Origin of the sequence: Flavobacterium nitratireducens, assembly GCF_029625335.1 — a bacterium.
Classification (GTDB): Bacteria; Bacteroidota; Bacteroidia; order Flavobacteriales; family Flavobacteriaceae; genus Flavobacterium; species Flavobacterium nitratireducens.
Window position 1 is genome coordinate 730793 of record NZ_CP121111.1, and the last position, 19493, is coordinate 750285.

General features: G+C 33.5%; 20 protein-coding genes, 1 other RNA gene and 2 pseudogenes. 8 read left to right on the plus strand and 15 right to left on the minus strand.

The genetic code is table 11. The annotated features are described in order from the left end of the window. Positions 1–55: 55 nt before the first annotated feature. The 5 genes from P5P90_RS03385 to P5P90_RS03405 form a co-directional block, all read right to left on the minus strand. Positions 56–1430 (minus strand): IS3 family transposase gene (locus P5P90_RS03385; RefSeq protein WP_422851720.1). Its coding sequence is split into 2 segments (ribosomal slippage): positions 56–1093 and positions 1095–1430, totalling 1374 coding nucleotides; the frame shifts between segments, so codons are not numbered across the junction. Between the two features lie 84 nt (positions 1431–1514). Then, positions 1515–1940: a hypothetical protein gene (locus P5P90_RS03390; protein WP_278035809.1), complete on the minus strand. Its 426-nt coding sequence runs from the start codon at positions 1938–1940 to the stop codon at positions 1515–1517. Continuing rightward, on the minus strand, positions 1937–2584 hold the full coding sequence (locus P5P90_RS03395; RefSeq protein ID WP_278035810.1) for a hypothetical protein: 648 nt from the start codon (positions 2582–2584) through the stop codon (positions 1937–1939). Before P5P90_RS03395 ends, P5P90_RS03390 begins: the two co-directional genes overlap by 4 nt. A 4-nt stretch (positions 2585–2588) precedes the next feature. Next, a complete protein-coding gene (locus P5P90_RS03400) occupies positions 2589–2906 on the minus strand; it encodes a HesB/IscA family protein (protein WP_278035811.1) in 318 nt (105 codons plus the stop codon). A 9-nt stretch (positions 2907–2915) separates the two neighbouring features. Then, entirely contained in the window at positions 2916–3488 is a 573-nt protein-coding gene (locus P5P90_RS03405) for a DapH/DapD/GlmU-related protein (protein ID WP_278035812.1), read from the minus strand. Positions 3489–3540: 52 nt separating this feature from the next. Here P5P90_RS03405 and P5P90_RS03410 point away from each other — a divergent pair, with 52 nt between their 5' ends. Beyond that, positions 3541–4059: a GNAT family N-acetyltransferase gene (locus P5P90_RS03410; protein ID WP_278035813.1), complete on the plus strand. Its 519-nt coding sequence runs from the start codon at positions 3541–3543 to the stop codon at positions 4057–4059. Positions 4060–4066: 7 nt separating this feature from the next. Here P5P90_RS03410 and P5P90_RS03415 read toward each other — a convergent pair whose 3' ends face one another. After that, on the minus strand, positions 4067–4309 hold the full coding sequence (locus P5P90_RS03415) for a hypothetical protein (protein ID WP_278035814.1): 243 nt from the start codon (positions 4307–4309) through the stop codon (positions 4067–4069). 431 nt (positions 4310–4740) lie between these two features. On the opposite strand from P5P90_RS03415, the gene P5P90_RS03420 reads away from it, so the two are divergent. From P5P90_RS03420 to P5P90_RS03430, 3 genes are all read left to right on the plus strand, one after another. After that, positions 4741–6396: a sensor histidine kinase gene (locus P5P90_RS03420; RefSeq protein WP_278035815.1), complete on the plus strand. Its 1656-nt coding sequence runs from the start codon at positions 4741–4743 to the stop codon at positions 6394–6396. Positions 6397–6446: 50 nt separating this feature from the next. Next, positions 6447–7079 carry a response regulator gene (locus P5P90_RS03425; RefSeq protein ID WP_278035816.1) on the plus strand — a complete coding sequence of 211 codons (633 nt, stop codon included), beginning with the start codon at positions 6447–6449 and terminating at the stop codon, positions 7077–7079. Positions 7080–7191: 112 nt separating this feature from the next. Beyond that, entirely contained in the window at positions 7192–7509 is a 318-nt protein-coding gene (locus P5P90_RS03430; RefSeq protein ID WP_278035817.1) for a hypothetical protein, read from the plus strand. 113 nt (positions 7510–7622) lie between these two features. Here the strand turns inward: P5P90_RS03430 and P5P90_RS03435 are convergent, their stop codons facing one another. The 4 genes and pseudogenes from P5P90_RS03435 to glyA form a co-directional block, all read right to left on the minus strand. Further along, positions 7623–8117 (minus strand): GNAT family N-acetyltransferase, encoded by a 495-nt coding sequence (locus tag P5P90_RS03435; protein ID WP_278035818.1) that lies wholly within the window; start codon positions 8115–8117, stop codon positions 7623–7625. A gap of 3 nt (positions 8118–8120) precedes the next feature. After that, positions 8121–9164: pseudogene (locus tag P5P90_RS03440) on the minus strand (GMP reductase). Between the two features lie 108 nt (positions 9165–9272). Then, entirely contained in the window at positions 9273–9866 is a 594-nt protein-coding gene (locus tag P5P90_RS03445) for a MiaE family protein (protein ID WP_278035819.1), read from the minus strand. Between the two features lie 138 nt (positions 9867–10004). Continuing rightward, positions 10005–11279: a serine hydroxymethyltransferase gene (gene glyA, locus P5P90_RS03450; RefSeq protein WP_278035820.1), complete on the minus strand. Its 1275-nt coding sequence runs from the start codon at positions 11277–11279 to the stop codon at positions 10005–10007. A 107-nt stretch (positions 11280–11386) separates the two neighbouring features. On the opposite strand from glyA, the gene fahA reads away from it, so the two are divergent. Continuing rightward, positions 11387–12670 (plus strand): fumarylacetoacetase, encoded by a 1284-nt coding sequence (gene fahA, locus P5P90_RS03455; protein ID WP_278035821.1) that lies wholly within the window; start codon positions 11387–11389, stop codon positions 12668–12670. A 72-nt stretch (positions 12671–12742) separates the two neighbouring features. On the opposite strand, the gene fsa is transcribed toward fahA, so the two are convergent. The 4 genes from fsa to ffs all read right to left on the minus strand — a co-directional run bounded on the left by fsa (position 12743) and on the right by ffs (position 14794). Then, the gene (fsa, locus tag P5P90_RS03460) at positions 12743–13399 is read right to left on the minus strand and encodes a fructose-6-phosphate aldolase (RefSeq protein WP_055091173.1); all 657 of its coding nucleotides are present in this window, start codon (positions 13397–13399) and stop codon (positions 12743–12745) included. 92 nt (positions 13400–13491) lie between these two features. Next, positions 13492–13692, minus strand: coding sequence for a YhdT family protein (locus P5P90_RS03465; RefSeq protein WP_278035822.1), 201 nt, complete (start codon positions 13690–13692; stop codon positions 13492–13494). Between the two features lie 5 nt (positions 13693–13697). Then, positions 13698–14501, minus strand: coding sequence for an SDR family oxidoreductase (locus tag P5P90_RS03470; RefSeq protein ID WP_278035823.1), 804 nt, complete (start codon positions 14499–14501; stop codon positions 13698–13700). A 195-nt stretch (positions 14502–14696) separates the two neighbouring features. Continuing rightward, an RNA gene (gene ffs / locus P5P90_RS03475) (signal recognition particle sRNA small type) lies at positions 14697–14794 on the minus strand. A gap of 88 nt (positions 14795–14882) precedes the next feature. Here ffs and P5P90_RS03480 point away from each other — a divergent pair. After that, positions 14883–15953 (plus strand): glutaminyl-peptide cyclotransferase, encoded by a 1071-nt coding sequence (locus P5P90_RS03480; RefSeq protein ID WP_278035824.1) that lies wholly within the window; start codon positions 14883–14885, stop codon positions 15951–15953. A gap of 68 nt (positions 15954–16021) precedes the next feature. Here P5P90_RS03480 and P5P90_RS03485 read toward each other — a convergent pair whose 3' ends face one another. Continuing rightward, positions 16022–16897: a hypothetical protein gene (locus P5P90_RS03485; RefSeq protein WP_278035825.1), complete on the minus strand. Its 876-nt coding sequence runs from the start codon at positions 16895–16897 to the stop codon at positions 16022–16024. A gap of 113 nt (positions 16898–17010) precedes the next feature. On the opposite strand from P5P90_RS03485, the pseudogene P5P90_RS03490 reads away from it, so the two are divergent. Both P5P90_RS03490 and P5P90_RS03495 read left to right on the plus strand, forming a co-directional pair. After that, a pseudogene (locus tag P5P90_RS03490) lies at positions 17011–18053 on the plus strand (formimidoylglutamase). Between the two features lie 122 nt (positions 18054–18175). Continuing rightward, entirely contained in the window at positions 18176–19429 is a 1254-nt protein-coding gene (locus P5P90_RS03495) for a DEAD/DEAH box helicase (RefSeq protein ID WP_278035826.1), read from the plus strand. The last annotated feature ends 64 nt before the right edge of the window (positions 19430–19493 follow it).

Sequence of the window (19493 nt, forward strand, 5' to 3'; positions counted from 1 at the left end):
ATGTATGTCTTCAAACTAAAGTGGACTTTTGTTAAGAGAGTGTTTAGTTACAAATTCAAAGATAAATGTTTTTTTGATTAGTTGTTAATTTTGATTTTTGGTATTTATTTCTTCGGTTTATATTTGCCATTTTCTTTAATCGTTCTCGTTCTCTTAAAATCAGTTCGCCTCTTCCAAAATAGACGTCTGCAGGAGTTAAGTTATTTAATGATTCATGATAGCGTTCATTATTGTAACGATAAACAAACTTTTCTAAAGCAGCTTCTAATTCTTCTGGAGCGAAGTAATTATCAAGTTTCACAACGTTTTTCATGGTTCTGTGATAACGTTCAATTTTTCCTTGTGTTTGCGGATGATTGAGTCTACCATGCACTTGTTGCATTTGATAATTGTCTTTTAAATACGATTTTAATTCGTTTGCAATGTAACACGAACCATTGTCAGACAAGAGTTTTGGCTTTTGTTTGGTAATTAATTTTGCTTTTTTAATTGCCGTGTCAACTGTTCGTTTTACATCATCAGCTTTCATGTTTGAGCAAAGTTCCCAGTGCACAATATATCGGCTGTAATCGTCCAAAACCGTACTTAGATAATACCATCCCCATCCTAAGATTTTAAAATAGGTAAAATCCGTTTGCCACATTTGATGAACAAAGCCTGTTTTGTCTGTAAATTCATTTCCCGCGCTCAGAAAAATATGAGCTGGAGCAGTAATTAATCCTCTTGCCTTCAAGATGCGGTAAACACTGGATTCGGATATGAAAATCTGTTGTTCATCAGTAATTTTGTAGGCTAATTCTCGGGAAGATAAATCAGGATAGTCTAAAGCTAATTTTACAACTAAATTCTTCTGCTCTTGTGGAATGCTGTTCCATTGCCTGTTTGCTGCTCTTTTGGTTGGAATTAATCCTTCTATTCCTTTTTCGCTGTAAGCATGATACCAATTGTAAAAGGTACTCTTGTTGATTCCAATCTCCCGAAGTGTTCGATTTACGCCAATTTCTGAACGAGTAACCATGTGAATGATTTCTTGTTTTTCGGATACTGTAAGTCGCATATATTTCTTAAACTTTTCAGTTAATCCAGCATGTCCAAGCTTTTTTTACAATATCGTAGCGTAAAACCAAATCGGCAATCATTACTTTTAAAGTCTGATTTTCTTTCTTGAGCTCTGCTACTTCATCACTCGTAGCTTCTCTTGTTACATCGCCGGCTAAACGCTTTTTACCTGCTTCCAAAAATTCTTTGTTCCACTTATAAAACTGAGATTCATTAATGGAATACTTACGACACAATTCTGCTACTGACATTTCTGCTCGTAAAGCTTCCATAACAATCTGAATTTTTTGTTCAGAACTAAAGTTTCTTCGTGTGTTTCTACGAATGTCTTTGATGAAATTCTCTGCTGTTTTTTTCTTGGGTGTTCTCATAATATCAAATTTAAGGATTTTGAAAATACTCTCTTAGTTTTGACTTAAATCAGTACACTTTTTGCTGACGATTTACACATAACATCACAACTTGGCAACATACTTCCTGAACGAAGGCTTAAACTTATTGTAATTCTCAAGCTTTTCAAACCACTTAGCATGCAGCTGGCTTTCATACTGGATGATGACAGCCCAAGTTTTCATTAACTCTTTATCTTGTTTGTCAAAAACGGTTTCGCAAAAATTCCAACTCATAAAGGCATACAACTCATATTTAATTTTTTGATCTCCGCTAAAAGCCATTTCATACTGTTGTGTTAGTTCAAAATTTCTAAAAGAAGGATTATCCATTGCTATTTTCAACAATTCCATATAAGTCGAATCAAAAACATCATACGAATTGGTCGTTTTGTCTCTAAACCAAAAGATAACATATAATAAAATAGCAACAGCTGCCAGTAAGGTAGCAACAGAGTCTACTAATAAACTCCAAAATTCAATTGTTGTCATGGTAATGGGGTATTGGTTAGTATAATTTGTTCCGGGATTTTATCAAGTAAGGAGATTAGAACTGAGTCGTTCGATTCTTTTTCATAAATTTCAAGATACAATCGTTGAATTAAATCTTTAATACTTTCTTTTTCTAGAATTTCTCTGGGAGGTTTAGGGGCTACCATCAAAAGCATTTCTGTAGATGCAGTACCATCCAAAGAAGGTAAAATATAAGTAACATTAGACAGTAAATAAGCGCCGTTACGTATATAAAACTGAATTCTTTTTTTGCGCTGCTCTTTATTGGAACCAAATTGAAAATGCTCTACCTCTAGTAATAAAAATTGTTTATTTTTGATTGTCATTTGCACCAAAAATTGAAAAAATTGAGTGCCAAATTCTAAACCTCGACAATTATTTTTAACTGCTAAATAATCCAATAATACAAAAGGTGATTTTTTAAAACCCCACAACAAGGCCATTGCGACTACTTGCTTTTTTACAATCCCAACAAACAACTGAGATTGACCGGTCTTCACTCGCTCAATGACAGTAACCATAGACTGACGCTCACTAGAAGGAAAAGCTTCACTATAAATAACCATTGCCTCTTGGAAACGGCTGCTGTTACAATCTTGGATATGTTGATAATCAATTGCCAAAATCTTAGTCTTTTTGGGCATTAGGATTAGATATAACCAAAGAAGGTGTGCCATCTTGCAGGAGACAATCCACTATAGCTCCATTCAAATATTGAATACTCATGCTATCAACTACAACGTCGAAATTATTTTCCTGAACTTTATAATTCAAAACCAAATCATCTTCATTGATCTCATTATCAATGGTACACGAATATTGATATCCGTTGGGGTGACTTAATCCAATATACAATCGGAATTTTGCATCCAGTAAGTTCTCTGCTTTTAAAATTTCTATGATTTGAATTTTAGCAACTTCTGTAATAGTAATCGAAACTTCCATAATCGAGAGCTATATAATATTTTTAATAAATTGTGCAGGAATACCCCCTACAATTGTGTTATCGGGAACATTTTTTGTAACAACTGCTCCAGCGGCAACAATGGCATTTTCGCCAACGGTTACTCCTGGCAATATAATAGCTCCAGCACCAATCCAAGCATTCTTTTTAATCACAATTTTAGCTAAGTCTAACGATTTGCGATTGTTAGGATCAGTCGGATGATTTTCAGTAATTAAACTCACCTTTGGCCCTATTAACACGTCATCTTCAATAGTTATACCTCCCAAGTCTAGAAAAGAACAGCCATGATTGATAAAAACGTTTTTACCAATAGTGGTATGTTTCCCAAAATTAGTATGAAAAGGCACAAAAATAATAGTGCTTGAGTCAATATAACTCCCAATAATTTTACCTAATTGTACTCTAATTTGATTAATATCTGTAGCGGTATTCAAAGCCGAGGATAAGGCAATGGTTTGCGAAACCTGTTTCCAAAGTTGCGGCAAATCGGGATCGTTTTTGTCGATAATTCCTCCTGCTAACATTTTTCTAAAAATATCCATATATTGTTTCTGTTCCATTTAATTTCGTTCGATAAATATAGGGAATTAATTAAATTCTATCTTTGTTACTATGAATCGTATTGAAATTACCAAAATATCCCTTGAACAATTAGTTCAATTACAAGAAATAGGACGCAAAACCTTTGCAGAAACCTTTGCTTCTACTAACTCAGAAGAGAATATGAAAACGTATTTAGAAAGTGGTTTTTCTACTGATAAACTCACTGCCGAATTACAAAATCCAGCATCTGAATTCTATTTTGCCACACTAAACGAGGTGGTCATTGGTTACCTAAAAATTAACTCTGGACAGGCACAAACAGAAGTACAAGAAGGCAAAGCCCTTGAAATAGAGCGTATTTATGTTTTGCAAGACTTCCACGGAAAAAAAGTAGGACAATTGCTGTACGAAAAAGCCATTCAAATCGCTAAAAACAAAAAAGTAGCCTTTGTATGGTTAGGCGTTTGGGAAGAAAATCACCGAGCCATTCAGTTTTACACCAAAAACGGATTTGTGGCTTTTGACCAACATATCTTTAGACTTGGCGACGACGAGCAAACGGATATTATGATGAAATTAGTTTTGTAGTGCCTTATTATTTATCATTCCAGCCTATTGCATAGCCCAACAAAGCCGCTGCCACAGACAAATGAACTATTAAAACAGCTTTTTGCCAAGTTGGCCTGTCATTCCATTTTTGTTCTTGATCAAAAGGATCGAAAGCTAGGGCAATACCAATAGAGGAACCCGCTTGCATATAGTCTTTAGAAAACAAGGCTTGGAATACTCCTAAAAGTACAAACCCGATGTAGAGAATTTTGTTAAAAGATGTTTTCATAATAATTCAAATTTAAGGATTTTGAAAATACTCTCTTAGTTTTGACTTAAATCAGTACACTTTTTGCTGACGATTTACATTTGGCTGGAAACAATAAAGGAGATAAAAAAAACGAGAACGTAAAAAATTCTATACATGTAAACAAAAATTGATATCAAAATTAGTGGTGAAACATTAAGCCTTCGTCAATCCCATATTAGCTTTGTATTAACAAGAGTTTATAAAGAGGATTAATCATATATTGGAAAAAGGCAAATTAGAATTCCTGGTTTTCATTTTAAAAAATAATAGAGAAGAAATTCAGCTTAACTATTCATTTCCGTTTCTTTTAAAGAAACAAACGCTTTATATTTACATAAAAAATTGTGTAAAGAGAGTAAACTATATCGTTGGATTCTTCTTTTTTATTCTATTTACTTAAAAAGATTGTAATGAACATTAAGACATTAATACTGATTATAATTAATAGTTTAATAGCATTGGTAATTGCTTTATTATCTTTTTCATTTTACATCCAATTTTCCAACGTTCTGAATGATCGTATTTTATTGCAACTAAACTCGATTAAAACCCTCAAGAAAAACCAAATTGAACATCTATTAAAATCCGAATGGGAACTATTTGAATCTTCTGAACTATACCAACAAAATACAGATAAAAACCAATTAAAGCTACCTGACAGTATTACGAACAAAGTTGGAATCCATGATTTAACCCCTTACCATGTGGACAAAAAAACAACCATTGGTTTCATCTCTAATTCGAAAAACGGTAAAAAAATTAAAATTTTAGACTATACTAAAATTAAAAAAATTCTTCTTGAACGAACCGGAATGGGTGATAGTGGAGAATCCTATCTAGTAGGCGAAGATTTCAGGATGCGCTCTCAATCCCGTTTTTTTCCTAATAAAATTCCTTATTCAATTGTAGTAAATACAAAAGGGGTTCAAAATGCGTTGAAAGGAATTAATAGCAGAGGTGTCTTTAATGATTATAGAGGAGTTGAAGTTTACAGCGTGAACAGCCTTATCAATGTAGGCCAATTAAAAATGGTTATTCTATCGGAAATAGATGTTGAAGAGGTAACTATTCCATTAAAAGAACTAAGACAACGATTGATTGGTTTAACGCTAGCTATTTTTTTACTAGCCGTTATGCTTTCACTATTATTAACCAAAATAATTACCAATCCAATCAAAAACATGCAAAAAAGTCTTCGAATAATGGCTGAAGGTGACTATAATCAAACCAATGAATTCATCAAAAACTCGAAAGAAATAAAAGAAATGTTTGATGCATTAGCCAATTTAAAAGCTTCCTTGCAAGGGGCTGTAAAATTTTCGGATGATATTGGTAAGATGAATTTGCATACTGATTTTAAACCCAAAAGTTCTAATGATCAATTAGGAATAAGTCTATTAGCAATGAGAGACAAACTGATTGAATTTAGAAATAAAGAAGAAAACACTAGAATACTTTCTAAACGTATGCTGGTAAACGGTTTAGAAGACGAAAGACGCCGATTATCTAGAGAACTACATGATGGTGTAGGCCCATATTTAACTTCATTGAAACACTACATCGAAAACAGAGTAAAAAATGAAGAAAAAAAGGCCGAAATGAAGAAAATCGTAGATGAAACCATTTCTGAAATCCGATTAATGTCTAATGCGTTGATGCCGGCTTCGATTGATGATTTTGGAATAGGTGTTACCTTAACAAATTTTATCGAAAGCCTAAAAACAGCAACAACAGTGAACATTGAATATGAGGATTTGACCAAAGCTGACAATTCAAACATTAGCAATCATCAAGCCATCAATCTATTTAGGATAAGCCAAGAATTAATAAATAATTCATTGAAACATGCTGAAGCCAAAAACATTCGAATCACGCTTTCAGAATTTGATGAATTCATTTCGTTATACTATTTTGATGATGGTAAAGGTTTTGATTTAGATACTGTAAAACTAGGTTCCGGAATAATCAACATCAAAGAACGAGTAGAAATTTGCAATGGTACAATACTCATAAATGCATCAGCTGGAAATACAATCTTTGAAATAGAATTACCCATAGAATTATGAAATAAGTAGGACCAAAATGGTCATTATTGAAAATCATTAAATAGCTACAAATGAAAGAAATCAAATTAATAATAGCAGATGACCATGAACTTTTTAGAAATGGTCTTGCCGAGTTATTACGTAAGCATGACGAGATAAAAATTGTACAAAGTGTAGCTGATGGTATCGAATTTATGAAACTCATAAATAGTTCATGCGAGGCTGATATTGTATTGCTAGACATTACGATGCCTAATATGGATGGTTTCGAGGTTTTAAAAGAATTAAAAAACATAAATGCCAATATAAAACCTATTGTTATTTCTATGCACAACGATGGTAATTATATTGCAAAATGTGCCAAAATGGGAGCTCACGGATATCTTTTGAAAAACACAGATGAATCAGAATTAATTCTAGCTATAAGAAGCGTTAGCAAAGGGAAGAAATATTTTAGTGCCGAAATCTCTGAAAAAATGATCAACTTTATGTCAAATCAAAGTATCAGTGAAAATATTTTATCCAATAAAGAAACCGAAGTTTTAGGTCTAATTGCTAAAGGCTTAACCACAAAAGAAATAGCCACAAAATTATTTGTAAGTTCTCGTACCATTGAAACCCACAGAGCTAATATTTTAAAAAAATTAGAAGTAAAAAACACTGCCGAGTTGATTAAAAAAGCAGCAAAAATGAATCTAATCTAAAATAGCTGTTATAAAAATCCGTATAAATACGGATACAAATTGGGTAAATTCACATAATTCTAAAAGCCTATTACTGAATGTAAATTTGTAAAAAACATTAAAAGTAATAGTCATGAAAAAATTAGTCTTGATTTTAGGATTTTTAGTTATCTCTTTAAGTGCATCTGCTCAAGAGCAAACAGAAGTAAAACGCAATGATTTAAAAGGTCCTGCTTTTAAAAATTATCAATCTTGGTTGCACAATGCGGTTCCAACTAAAATATATACCGTAAATAATAAAAAAACACTACAAGGACCTGAATATAAAAACCAACAAGTAGGTAAAGAAACCTATGCAAAAGAAGATTTGGTTTTAGTAGAAACTAGCGGTTCTAAAAGACAAAAATTAACTGGACCAGCATACAAAAACTATGGTCCTTGGAGTAAATAAAAATACTTGTTCTTTATTGTAATTGTAAAGGCTGTTTAAAATAACTTTAGACAGCCTTTCTTTTTTATAAAAAGATTTAAAAAAATTGGTTATTTAAAAGCTAATTAGATCTCTTAAATCTCCTTCTCCATCACATAATCTTCCATCAAATAGCCTAATCCAATTTCAATATCAATTTCTTGAACGATTTTAAAACCCATTTTGTGATAAAAACCTATGGCTTTATTAAATCGATTGACGTTTAGTAGAAGACTTTTAGAGCCTTTATTAATAGCTCTTTTTTTAATATTTTCAACTAACAACTTCCCTATTCCTTTTCCTTGCGATTCAGGAAGCATATAGATTTTATGAATTTTAGTCTTAGCTGTTTTTTGATAGTTATTTTCGAAAGAAGCAAAACCCAAAACGAAATCATCTTCTTTTGCCAAAATAAATTCATGACCACTGGCGATATTGGTTTTTAAAGCTTCCTCTGAATAAAATGAATTCAACATATACTCCAATTGCGCCTCAGAGAGAATTTCACCATATGCTATAGGCCAAGTCTTACGAGCAATACTTGTAATATTGGGTAAATCTTCAATAGTTGCTTCAACAATATGTATCATGAATTATTCGTTAGTAAAAACTTTATTTTCTTGTTCGCTAACGCGAATAAAAGTCGTTCGTTTAGTTAATTCTTTGAGTCGGGATGCGCCTACATAAGTACAACTACTGCGCAATCCGCCCAAAATATCCCAAATAGTATTCACCACATCACCTTTAAAAGGAATTTTCAATGTTTTTCCTTCGCTGGCTCGGTATTCGGCAACTCCACCCACATGTTTGTTCATTGCCGTTGTCGAACTCATTCCGTAAAACTGCTTGAATTTTTTTCCGTCAATATCCAGAAGTTTACCACCACTTTCAGTATGTCCGGCGAGCATCCCTCCTAGCATTACAAAATCGGAACCTGCCCCAAAAGCTTTGGCAATATCGCCAGATGTGGTACATCCTCCATCACTAATGATATGCCCTCCTAAACCATGAGCAGCATCGGCACATTCAATAATAGCCGATAATTGTGGATAACCTACTCCTGTTTTAACTCAGGTAGTACAAACCGATCCAGGACCAATGCCTACCTTTATGATATCGGCACCTGCCAAAAGCAATTCTTCGACCATTTCGCCTGTCACCACATTACCTGCGATAATTACTTTATCAGGAAATTGCTTTCGGGTTTGTTTTAAAAAACTAACAAAATGTTCCGAATACCCATTAGCCACATCAATACAAATAAACTTCAACTCGGGATTAGCTGTAATGATTTCGATAACCTTTTTAAAGTCATTTTTACCCGTTCCTGTACTTACAGCAATATAATCATACATTTCTGGAGAAACTGTAGCAAGAAAAGCATTCCATTCCGCTACGGAATAATGTTTGTGAATGGCGGTAAACAATTTGTGTTTGGCTATTTCGGATGCCATTTCAAAAGTTCCCACAGTATCCATATTCGCCGCCATAATTGGAATGCCATTCCACTTTGTGGTACTGTGTAAAAACGTAAATTCTCTTTCTAAAGAAACTTGTGACCTGCTTTTTAACGTAGAACGTTTGGGTCTAATCATTACATCCTTGAAGCCTAATTTGAGATCGGTTTCTATTCGCATAATTATCACTTTTTTACGGGTTATCGGAAAATAACTTTTGTTTTTATTAAAAGTAATGAATTTTATACGAGAATTATGCAAAGAAAAAAGAGACTTATCAACGATATATTAACCGTGAATGGTTTCGTTCTTCCCATAATTAGTAATTATAGATTCTTCAAACTCTAACCATTCTCTCCAACGCTTTTCGACATCAATTCCTTCACCATATTTGCGGGCATAAGTGATAAAAGTAGTGTAATGACCTGCTTCACTTTCCATTAATTCTCTGTAAAAAACAGCCAACTCCTCGTCCTGAATATTTTCTGAAAGTACTTTGAAACGTTCGCAACTTCTGGCCTCAATCATTGCCGAAAAAAGTAATCTTTCTACCAAACCAGAAACGCGACTTCCAGTACTACTTCTTTTCATATATTGGTACAATTCATTTACATAGTCATCTTTACGTTCACGACCTAATTTTAAGCCTCTTTTGATGATGATATTATGTACCTGATCAAAATGGTCAATTTCTTCTTTGGCTAAAGCCAATAAATCTTTAACCAAATCTTGATGCTCTGAATTATTAACTATAATCGTCATGGCATTAGTAGCCGCTTTTTGCTCACACCAAGCATGATCGGTCAAAATTTCTTCTATATTTTTCTCAACAATATTTACCCATCTTGGGTCAGTTGGTAGTTGCAAACGTAAAACTCCCATTTTTTTTGGTTTAAGGTTTAAATTGTTTAAGGTTCAAAGTTATCTAAAATGAAAAAGGTTTAAAGTTCAAATAATGTGATACTTTTCAGTAAACCCAAAACTTAAAACTTTAAACCTTAAACTTTTTACCAAAGTTGATTAGAAAACGAAAATAGCTCTTTCGCTCATCATTTCGTTTACTTCTTCAGCAACTTCTTCGATAATATCTTCGTTAGTATGATTCATTAATACTTTATCAATCATTGCTACGATAGTTTCCATATCTTCTTCTACCAAACCACGAGTTGTGATTGCAGCAGTTCCTACTCGGATACCAGAAGTAACAAAAGGAGATTTATCATCAAAAGGAACCATGTTTTTATTTACAGTGATTTCTGCTTTTACTAATGCATTTTCAGCATCTTTTCCAGAAATTCCTTTGTTTCTTAAGTCAATTAACATCATGTGGTTATCAGTACCTCCAGAGATGATATCGTAGCCTCTTTTTACAAAAGCTTCAGCCATAGCTTTAGCATTTTTTTGTAATTGACGAGCATACGTAAAGAACTCATCTTGTAAAGCTTCACCAAAAGCTACCGCTTTTGCAGCGATGATATGCATTAATGGTCCACCTTGGTTTCCAGGGAAAACAGCTAAGTCTAATAAAGAAGACATCATTCTGATTTCTCCTTTTGGAGTAGTTAATCCCCATGGGTTTTCAAAATCTTTACCCATTAAGATTAGTCCTCCACGAGGTCCACGTAATGTTTTATGTGTAGTAGTTGTTACAATGTGACAGTGAGGAATAGGGTCACTTAATAAACCTTTAGCAATTAAACCAGCTGGGTGAGAGATATCTGCCATTAAAATAGCACCTACACTATCAGCAATTTCTCTAAAACGTGCAAAATCCATATCACGAGAATAAGCCGATGCTCCAGCGATGATTAATTTTGGTTGCTCTTTAGTTGCAATTTCTTGAATTTTATCATAGTTCAAACGACCTGTTTCTTTGTCAACACCATAGAAAACTGGGTTGTAAACACGCCCTGAAAAGTTTACAGGAGAACCGTGAGTCAAGTGACCACCGTGAGATAAATCAAAACCTAAAATTTTATCACCTGGTTTCAAACAAGCATGAAAAACAGATGCGTTAGCCTGAGAACCAGAGTGTGGCTGAACGTTAGCATACGCTGCTCCAAACAATTCTTTAGCTCTATCAATAGCAATTTGCTCAATAACATCTACCACTTCACAACCTCCGTAGTATCTTTTACCAGGATATCCTTCTGCATATTTGTTTGTTAAAACTGAACCAGCAGCTTCGATTACTTCATCACTAACAAAGTTCTCAGATGCAATAAGTTCTAAGCCGTGAATTTGTCTATCTTGTTCCTCAAGAATAAGTTCAAAAATTTGTTTGTCGCGTTGCATTTTTTAAATTTTAAATAATTTAGAGCAAAAATACAAAAAAACGTTTGTTAAACTGTTAAATTATAATATATTTGATATATAATTTTCAACAAAAAAATTAACAAAATATGCCATTATCTGCCAACGATACTAAAAGAAAATCATGGATTGAAGTTCCTGCGAATAGTGATTTCCCAATCCAAAATATTCCTTTTGGTGTATTCTTAACCAAAGAAAATGTGGTTACGGTAGGAACTCGCATTGGGGATTCGGCTATAGATTTAGGTGCACTGCAACAATTAGGATATTTTGCAGGAATTGAATTGACTGATGATATGTTTATTCAAGACACTCTTAACGACTTTATTTCTGACGGAAAAAAAACCTGGCGTTTGGTTCGTAATCGAATTGCCGAGATTTTTGACGAAAACAATTCCAAATTGCGCGACAATGCTCAGCATCGTAATATTATCATTTTCAACATCAATGAAGTAGAAATGCAATTGCCTGTTCTTATAGGTGATTATACCGATTTTTATTCCAGTAAAATTCATGCTTCCAATGTAGGTAAAATGATTCGCAACGAAGAGAACGCTTTATTGCCTAACTGGCCTCAAATGCCTATTGCCTATCACGGTAGAAGTTCAACTATAATACCTTCGGGAATTCCGGTTCACAGACCTTTAGGACAAACTTTACCCCCTGATGCCACTACGCCTGTTTTTGGAGCTTCACGTTCTGTTGACTTTGAATTAGAAACAGCTTTCATTACTACCGATGCAAATATCATGGGAGAAATGATTCCAATTAGTGAAGCCGAAGATTATATTTTTGGAATGGTTTTATTAAATGACTGGACGGCTCGAGATATTCAAAAATGGGAATACATGCCCTTAGGACCTTTATTGTCTAAAAACTTTGCCACTTCGATTTCACCTTGGATTGTTACGATGGATGCTTTAGAACCTTTTAGAGTAGCCAGTCCAAAACAAAATCCGAGTCCGTTGCCTTATTTACAACAAAAAGGGAAACATTCGTTTGATATTAACCTTGAAGTAGCAATACAGCCCGAAAAAGCAGAGCCTACTGTAGTTTCAAAATCCAATTTCAAACACATGTATTGGACGATGAACCAACAATTAACACACCATACTTCTAACGGTTGCCGAATCAATTCAGGAGACATGATGGGCTCAGGAGCGATTTCAGGACCAACACCGGATAGCTATGGTTCGATGTTAGAATTAACCTGGGGTGGTGAAAAACCATTAAAACTGAATAATGGTAGCGAACGAAAATTCATCAATGACAATGACACGGTAATTTTCAAAGGATATTGCGAAAACAGTCAGGTTCGCATTGGCTTTGGTGAAGTGACCAGTAAATTACTTCCACCATTTGTGAGAAAATAATAACACTTTATAAAAAAAGTCCCGTCTGAATATTCAAACGGGACTTTTTATATTTGAATAAAAAAGGAACAATTACTTGTTTCCTTTTTCGAAATCAGCAATAAATTGTGCTAATCCGATATCAGTTAATGGGTGTTTCAATAAACCAGCGATTGCAGATAACGGTCCAGTCATAACATCAGCACCAATTTTCGCACAGTTAACAATATGCATTGTGTGACGTACAGAAGCAGCCAAGATTTGAGTCTCGTATCCGTAGTTATCGTAGATCTCTCTAATTTCTTGAATCAAGTTTAAACCGTCAGTAGAAACATCATCTAATCTTCCTAAAAATGGAGAAACATAAGTAGCACCTGCTTTTGCAGCTAATAAAGCCTGTCCAGCAGAGAATACTAAGGTTACATTCGTTTTGATTCCTTTATCAGAAAAATATTTAGCAGCTTGAACACCTTCTTTAGTCATAGGTAATTTTACAACGATTTGCTCGTGTAATTCAGCTAACTCTTCTCCTTCTCTCACCATTCCTTCAAAGTCCAAAGCATTTACCTCAGCACTTACATCACCGTCAACAAGATTACAAATGTCAACATAGTGTTTCAAGATGTTATCTTTTCCAGTGATTCCTTCTTTAGCCATCAAAGACGGATTAGTTGTTACCCCATCTAATACCCCTAAAGATTGTGCTTCTTTAATTTGAGCTAAATTAGCCGTATCAATAAAAAATTTCATAATTTATATATTTAATTGTTTTTAGTTTTTTTATTAAAAAGTGTTTTTTACACACTTAATTTTAATCAACGTTTGCAAATTTACAATTTAAATTACTTAGTCGAATTATTTCTATTCAATTCTTTCAATTCATCACGAATTTCCTCTAAAACGTTCAATAATTCATTTCGATGCTCTTCAGCATTATTAATTCGATCACTTATCGCCTTTAGTATTCTTCGGATAATCAACCATAAAAGGATAAAAAATACTAAAGGAAAAACAATTCCAATCGTATCAAACCAATTCTCCATAGTTATCATAATTTATAATGATTCATCAATATTTTTTCAAAAACTGCATCTGGTAATAATCGTTTAAGAACGATAGAAAACTTTTGCATAAAAGCGCCTACTTTATAATGAATCTTAGGTCTTAGTGATTCAATAATGTTATAAACTGCCGCTGCCATATCATTAGGATCACTTCCACTATCAACATGTTCATCCATCATTTTTAAAGTAGTACCATAAGGAACTTCATATGCCGAACCTTTAACCAAAGGAGCGTGAAAACGACCCGACGCAATGTTAGTTGCAAAATCACCTGGAGCCACATTGGTAATATGGATTCCAAAAGACTTCACTTCCATTCGTAAGGCTTCAGTAATTAATTCTAAAGCGCCTTTGGATGCCGAATAAACACTTCTATACGGCAAGCCCATATAGCCGGCAATTGAAGTCACATTGATAATCAAACCTGATTTTTGCTGACGCATTTGTGGCAACACCGCCTTCATCACTTCAATAGGACCAAAAAAATTAGTTTCGAAATTGTTTTTGATTTCCGATGTTGGAATTTCTTCCAAAGGGCCTGTAATCCCTACTCCCGCATTATTAATCAACACATCTAATCTTCCCGTTGTAGCAATAACCGTATCGACAGCAGAACGAATAGAATTAACATCTCTAACATCCAAAGCTACTAATGGAAATACAGAGTTCAAAACTGCATCGGGATTTCTGCTGGTTCCATAAACTATAAACCCTTTTTGATGTAAAAATTCACCAATAGATTTTCCTATTCCCGAAGAACCTCCGGTAATCAATACTACTTTACTCATTTTTTTTTAGTTATGGGTTATTAGTTATGAGTTATGGGTTATAGTTCTATTTTGAATTTGAGTCAAAAACTCTTAACTTCTAACCTATAACTTTTAACTTACCGAAAGGCCAAAAATAAAAAAATCCTCCCGAAGGAAGACTACTTTTGTATTAATTCTGAAGAATTAACCCGAAAAAAAATCAGATTAAATAAAAAATGGCAAGCGACCTACATCGCACCGCTCAACCGCTTACCCTTGCTATGTTCCCATCCTGGGGGAGTCTGCAGGAGCTGGTCGTGTAGGACTTGCCGGTGCAAATATACAATCTTTTTATATTTTTGCAAGCCCTTTTGATAGCTTAAAATAACATTGTATATTAGAACTTTTAAAAAACAAAGCATGAAAAAATATAACTTACTATCTTTCATTTTATTAGGAACAATACTTTCTAATTGTGGAGATACAAAAAATAGAGAAAATACGATATTTAATTTTGATTCTTCGACTATTTCAGCACAATACCAACCTCAAGAACGTCTTGATTTAAGTATTTTGAATCCAAAAGCGAAAGCGGTTGACAGTATTGTTTACTACATTAATGACACTAAAATAAAAACAGTTAAAGGACTTGAAAAACTTTCTTTTGAATTAAAAAATCAAAAACTAGGTTATCAAAATATAAAAGCGGTAGTTTATTTTGAAGGTGAAAATGCCGAAACCACTACCCGAATAGAAGTTGTATCCAATATAACTCCTAAATTATTACAATTTAACATCGTAAACACCTATCCTCACGATACCAACTCTTTTACAGAAGGTTTTGAATTCTATAACGATACTTTATATGAGAGTACAGGATCTGGAACCTCTGGCTCTGGAATTAAATGCACTTCGTATTTAAGAAAATACGACTATAGAACAGGTAAAATATTCAAACAAATTGATATGGATACTGCCTACTTTGGAGAAGGAATTACTTTCATAAACGGGAAGCTATTTCAATTAACTTGGCAAGATAAAAAAGGATTCATTTTCAATGCCAATACCTTACAACTGGAAAAAACTTTTACCTATGAAAAAGAAATTGAAGGTTGGGGAATGACTCATGACGACAAATACATTTATCAATCAGATGGGACAGAAAAAATATGGAAAATGAATCCTAATACTCAAAAAATGGTTGACTATATCAATGTGTATTCAGGAAGCTCTAAAATTAAATCGGTAAATGAATTGGAACTTATCGATGGTAAATTTTATGCTAACATTTGGCAAAAAGATGCGATCGCTGTAATAAATGCAACTAATGGAGCTGTTGAAGGAATTTTAGACTTATCCACTTTAAGAAAATTAACAAAAGCCACTCCAGATGATGTTTTAAATGGAATAGCTTATAATCCTAAAACGAAGACTGTTTTTGTTACTGGTAAAAACTGGGATAAAACATTTGAAATAAAAATTAATGAATAATTTTTTTCAATACAATGCATAAAAAAAGAGGAGCAAAAACTCCTCTTTTTTTATGTCTCTAAAGTTTATTATTTCAAATTAAAACTTGACTTAGAAACCAATTCTCCTTTGTCAAAAACATTGATAAAATAAGTACCTGGTTGAAAATCTTTCCCTGGAAGGTTTTCAGATACTTGAACTGTTTTGTTCTCATATTTCACAGTACTTGTAAAACTATAAGTCAAATTCATACTATCAAAGTTTATTGTTTTCTTTTCACCTAGGACATTATTTTTACTATCAATCACTTGCACATAATAGGTTTTATCTCCTGATTTAGCAATTTCGTTACCCGCAATAGTAAAACTAATTTTAAGCATATTTGTTCTTCTTGCCTTATCCGTTTCAATTTCTTTACCTGAACTTCTCACTTTATACGCTGAACTTTGAATATTCAAAACAGTTAGCTTAGAACCTTTTTCAACAACTTTAGACAATTCATCATTTTGACCTACTAAAGCTTCATTGTACTTTTTAGACTCATTCAAAACCACAACGGTACTATCACGTTGTGCTTTAACTACTGTATTCTCATTTTTCAAACCTTCGTTTTCAGCCATTAAAGCTTTCAATTTGTTTTGTAAAAGATTCATTTTAGTTTTAAAAGCGGATAAATCTCCTTTAGATTGTTTTACTTCTGCCATCAAACTAACCACTTTATCTCTTTCTTGAATTAATTCATCAGACATTGAGGTGTTTTCCGCAATAGCTGCATCATAAGTAGATTTTAATTCTTCTAAATCTTTTAATACTGACTCTTTTTCACTAACAGTAGTTGTCAAAACTGTTTGTACTTTCTCAGTATCAGAAGACAATTTGAATATATAAACCAAACTTCCTACTAATAAGACTGCTAATACTGCTATGACAGCCTTTAGACTTGTACTACTTTGTTTACTTTCCATTTTTTTAAACTTTTTTGAATTTTAATATTAATAGCAAATTTAACAATATAATTTTAACATATAACGTCTGTAAAGAATTTATATTATTTTTGTAGAAAAAATTTTCTACGCCAATGGACAAATTTCTACCATTCACCATTCACGATCTTGCCAAAGTAACGAACCATCGAAGTGGAGAAATAAAATTTGGAGAGAAAATGCTAACTGTACCAGCAGGAGTTAATCCTCTCAATTTTTTAAAAAATTCTGAAGCAAAATATGTCCTTTTTGGAATTCCAGAAGACATTGGAATTAGAGCAAATTATGGCAGACCCGGTGCGGCATCTGCTTGGAATGAAGCCATTAAAAGTATCGCCAATATTCAACACAATCGCTTTTGTAAAGGGAATCAAATTATTGTCATGGGACAAATTAATGTCGCTGAGGAAATGGCAGAAGTTGAAAATTTAGACTTTAACAAAATTGATGACCGTGTAAAACTGAGCCAATTGGTAAAAAAATTGATAAAGATGTTTCACACATCATTTTCAATATCGTCAAATTAGGAAAAATCCCAATCATCATTGGCGGTGGACACAATAATTCTTATGGTAATATTAAAGGAACGGCCTTGGCCAAAGGAAAACCCATCAATGCAGTTAACTTTGATGCCCATTCTGATTTTAGAATTTTAGAAGGACGCCATAGTGGCAACGGTTTTTCTTATGCCTATGAAGAAGGATTTTTGAAAAAATATTTCATTTTTGGTTTACACGAAAATTATACTTCTAAAAACGTACTAGATATCATCAAAAAAATCGATGATAGAGTGCGGTACAATACTTACGATAGTATTAATATTCGAAAGGAAAAAAACTTTTCGCAAGAACTGGCTGTAGCTTTAGAGTTTATAAAAAGTGATTCTTTTGGAATCGAAGTCGACCTAGACGCAATACCAAACATAGCGAGTAGCGCCATGACTTTAAGCGGATTTTCAGTTGAAGAATTGCGCCAATTTGTTTCTTTTTTTGCTAAAAATAAAAATGCGAGTTATTTACACATTTGCGAAGGCGCACCTGACCTAGATGTAGACAAGAACAATCACTTGATAGGAAAATTAATTGGATATTTAGTGACCGACTTTATCAAGTCAAATTCTATTAAGTATAACGTATAAACCAAACGTCTTTTTATTTTTATTCCTACTGAAAATAAGCTAAAAACAAGCATCCCGAATAATAATACTATCTTTGCACCACTTATTCCTGTAACGCTTACAGGATAATTAATACAAAATATATGTTATTCGAAGAATTATCACTTTCAAAAAGTATCCAAAAAGCCGTATTTGAAGAAGGCTATACAAACCCCACTCCTATCCAAGAACAAGCTATTCCTCTTATTTTAGCAGGAAACGACCTTATTGGTTGCGCACAAACAGGAACAGGAAAGACTGCTGCTTTTGCTATACCTATTATCCATCAACTGCATCGAATTGTTGGTTCTTCTAAAAAACCAAAAAAAATTAGAGCATTAGTAGTTACACCAACTCGTGAACTTGCTGTACAAATAGGGCAAAGTTTTGATACTTATGCAAAATACACCAACCTAACACAATTAACTATTTTTGGTGGTGTTTCTCAAAATCCACAAGTTGATGTGCTTAAAAACGGTGTAGATATCTTAATTGCCACTCCCGGAAGATTATTAGATTTACACAAACAAGGCTTTATCGACTTAGACCATCTACACGCTTTGGTACTAGATGAAGCAGACCAGATGCTGGACATGGGATTTGTAAATGATGTTAAGAAAATTGTAAGACTGACACCTAAAAACCGTCAGACGCTATTGTTTTCTGCTACAATGCCAATCGCGATTAGAGAATTGGCCGAAATGTTTTTAACCAATCCTGAAACGGTTACCGTTTCACCAGTTTCATCAACGGCTGAAAAAGTGGAGCAACGCATTTATTTTGTTGAAAAAGGAGAAAAAAGAAACCTTCTTTACAACTTACTACAAAACGACAACCTGACAGATGTATTGGTTTTTGCAAGAACCAAACATGGTGCCGACAATATTGTAAAAGCTTTACGCAAAAAAAATGTTGCCGCAGAAGCGATTCATGGAGACAAATCGCAAAATGCCAGACAACGTGTTTTAGACGCCTTTAAAAATAAAGAAATAGGCGTACTAATCGCTACTGATATTGCTGCTCGAGGAATTGATATCGATCAACTGCCTTATGTAATCAATTTTGATTTACCTAATATTCCCGAAACCTATGTACACCGAATAGGTAGAACGGGGCGTGCTGGAAATGGGGGTATCGCTATCTCTTTTTGTAGCAAAGACGAACATGGTTACTGGAAAGATATCCAGCGATTAATCAAAGTAGATGTAAAAACCATCACGGATCATCCTTACCCTTGGCATTCTGGAAATCCCGGTACTGTAGCAGAAGCCAAACCGAAAAGCAATAATCGAAGTGGAAAATCCAATAAATCGAGAAAATCTGATGCCGCAAAGAAAAATAAAAAACGTTGGTATTAAAACTATAAAAACCTATTTGATGATTTTCAAATAGGTTTTTTTATATTTCCAAGTTTGCAAATAC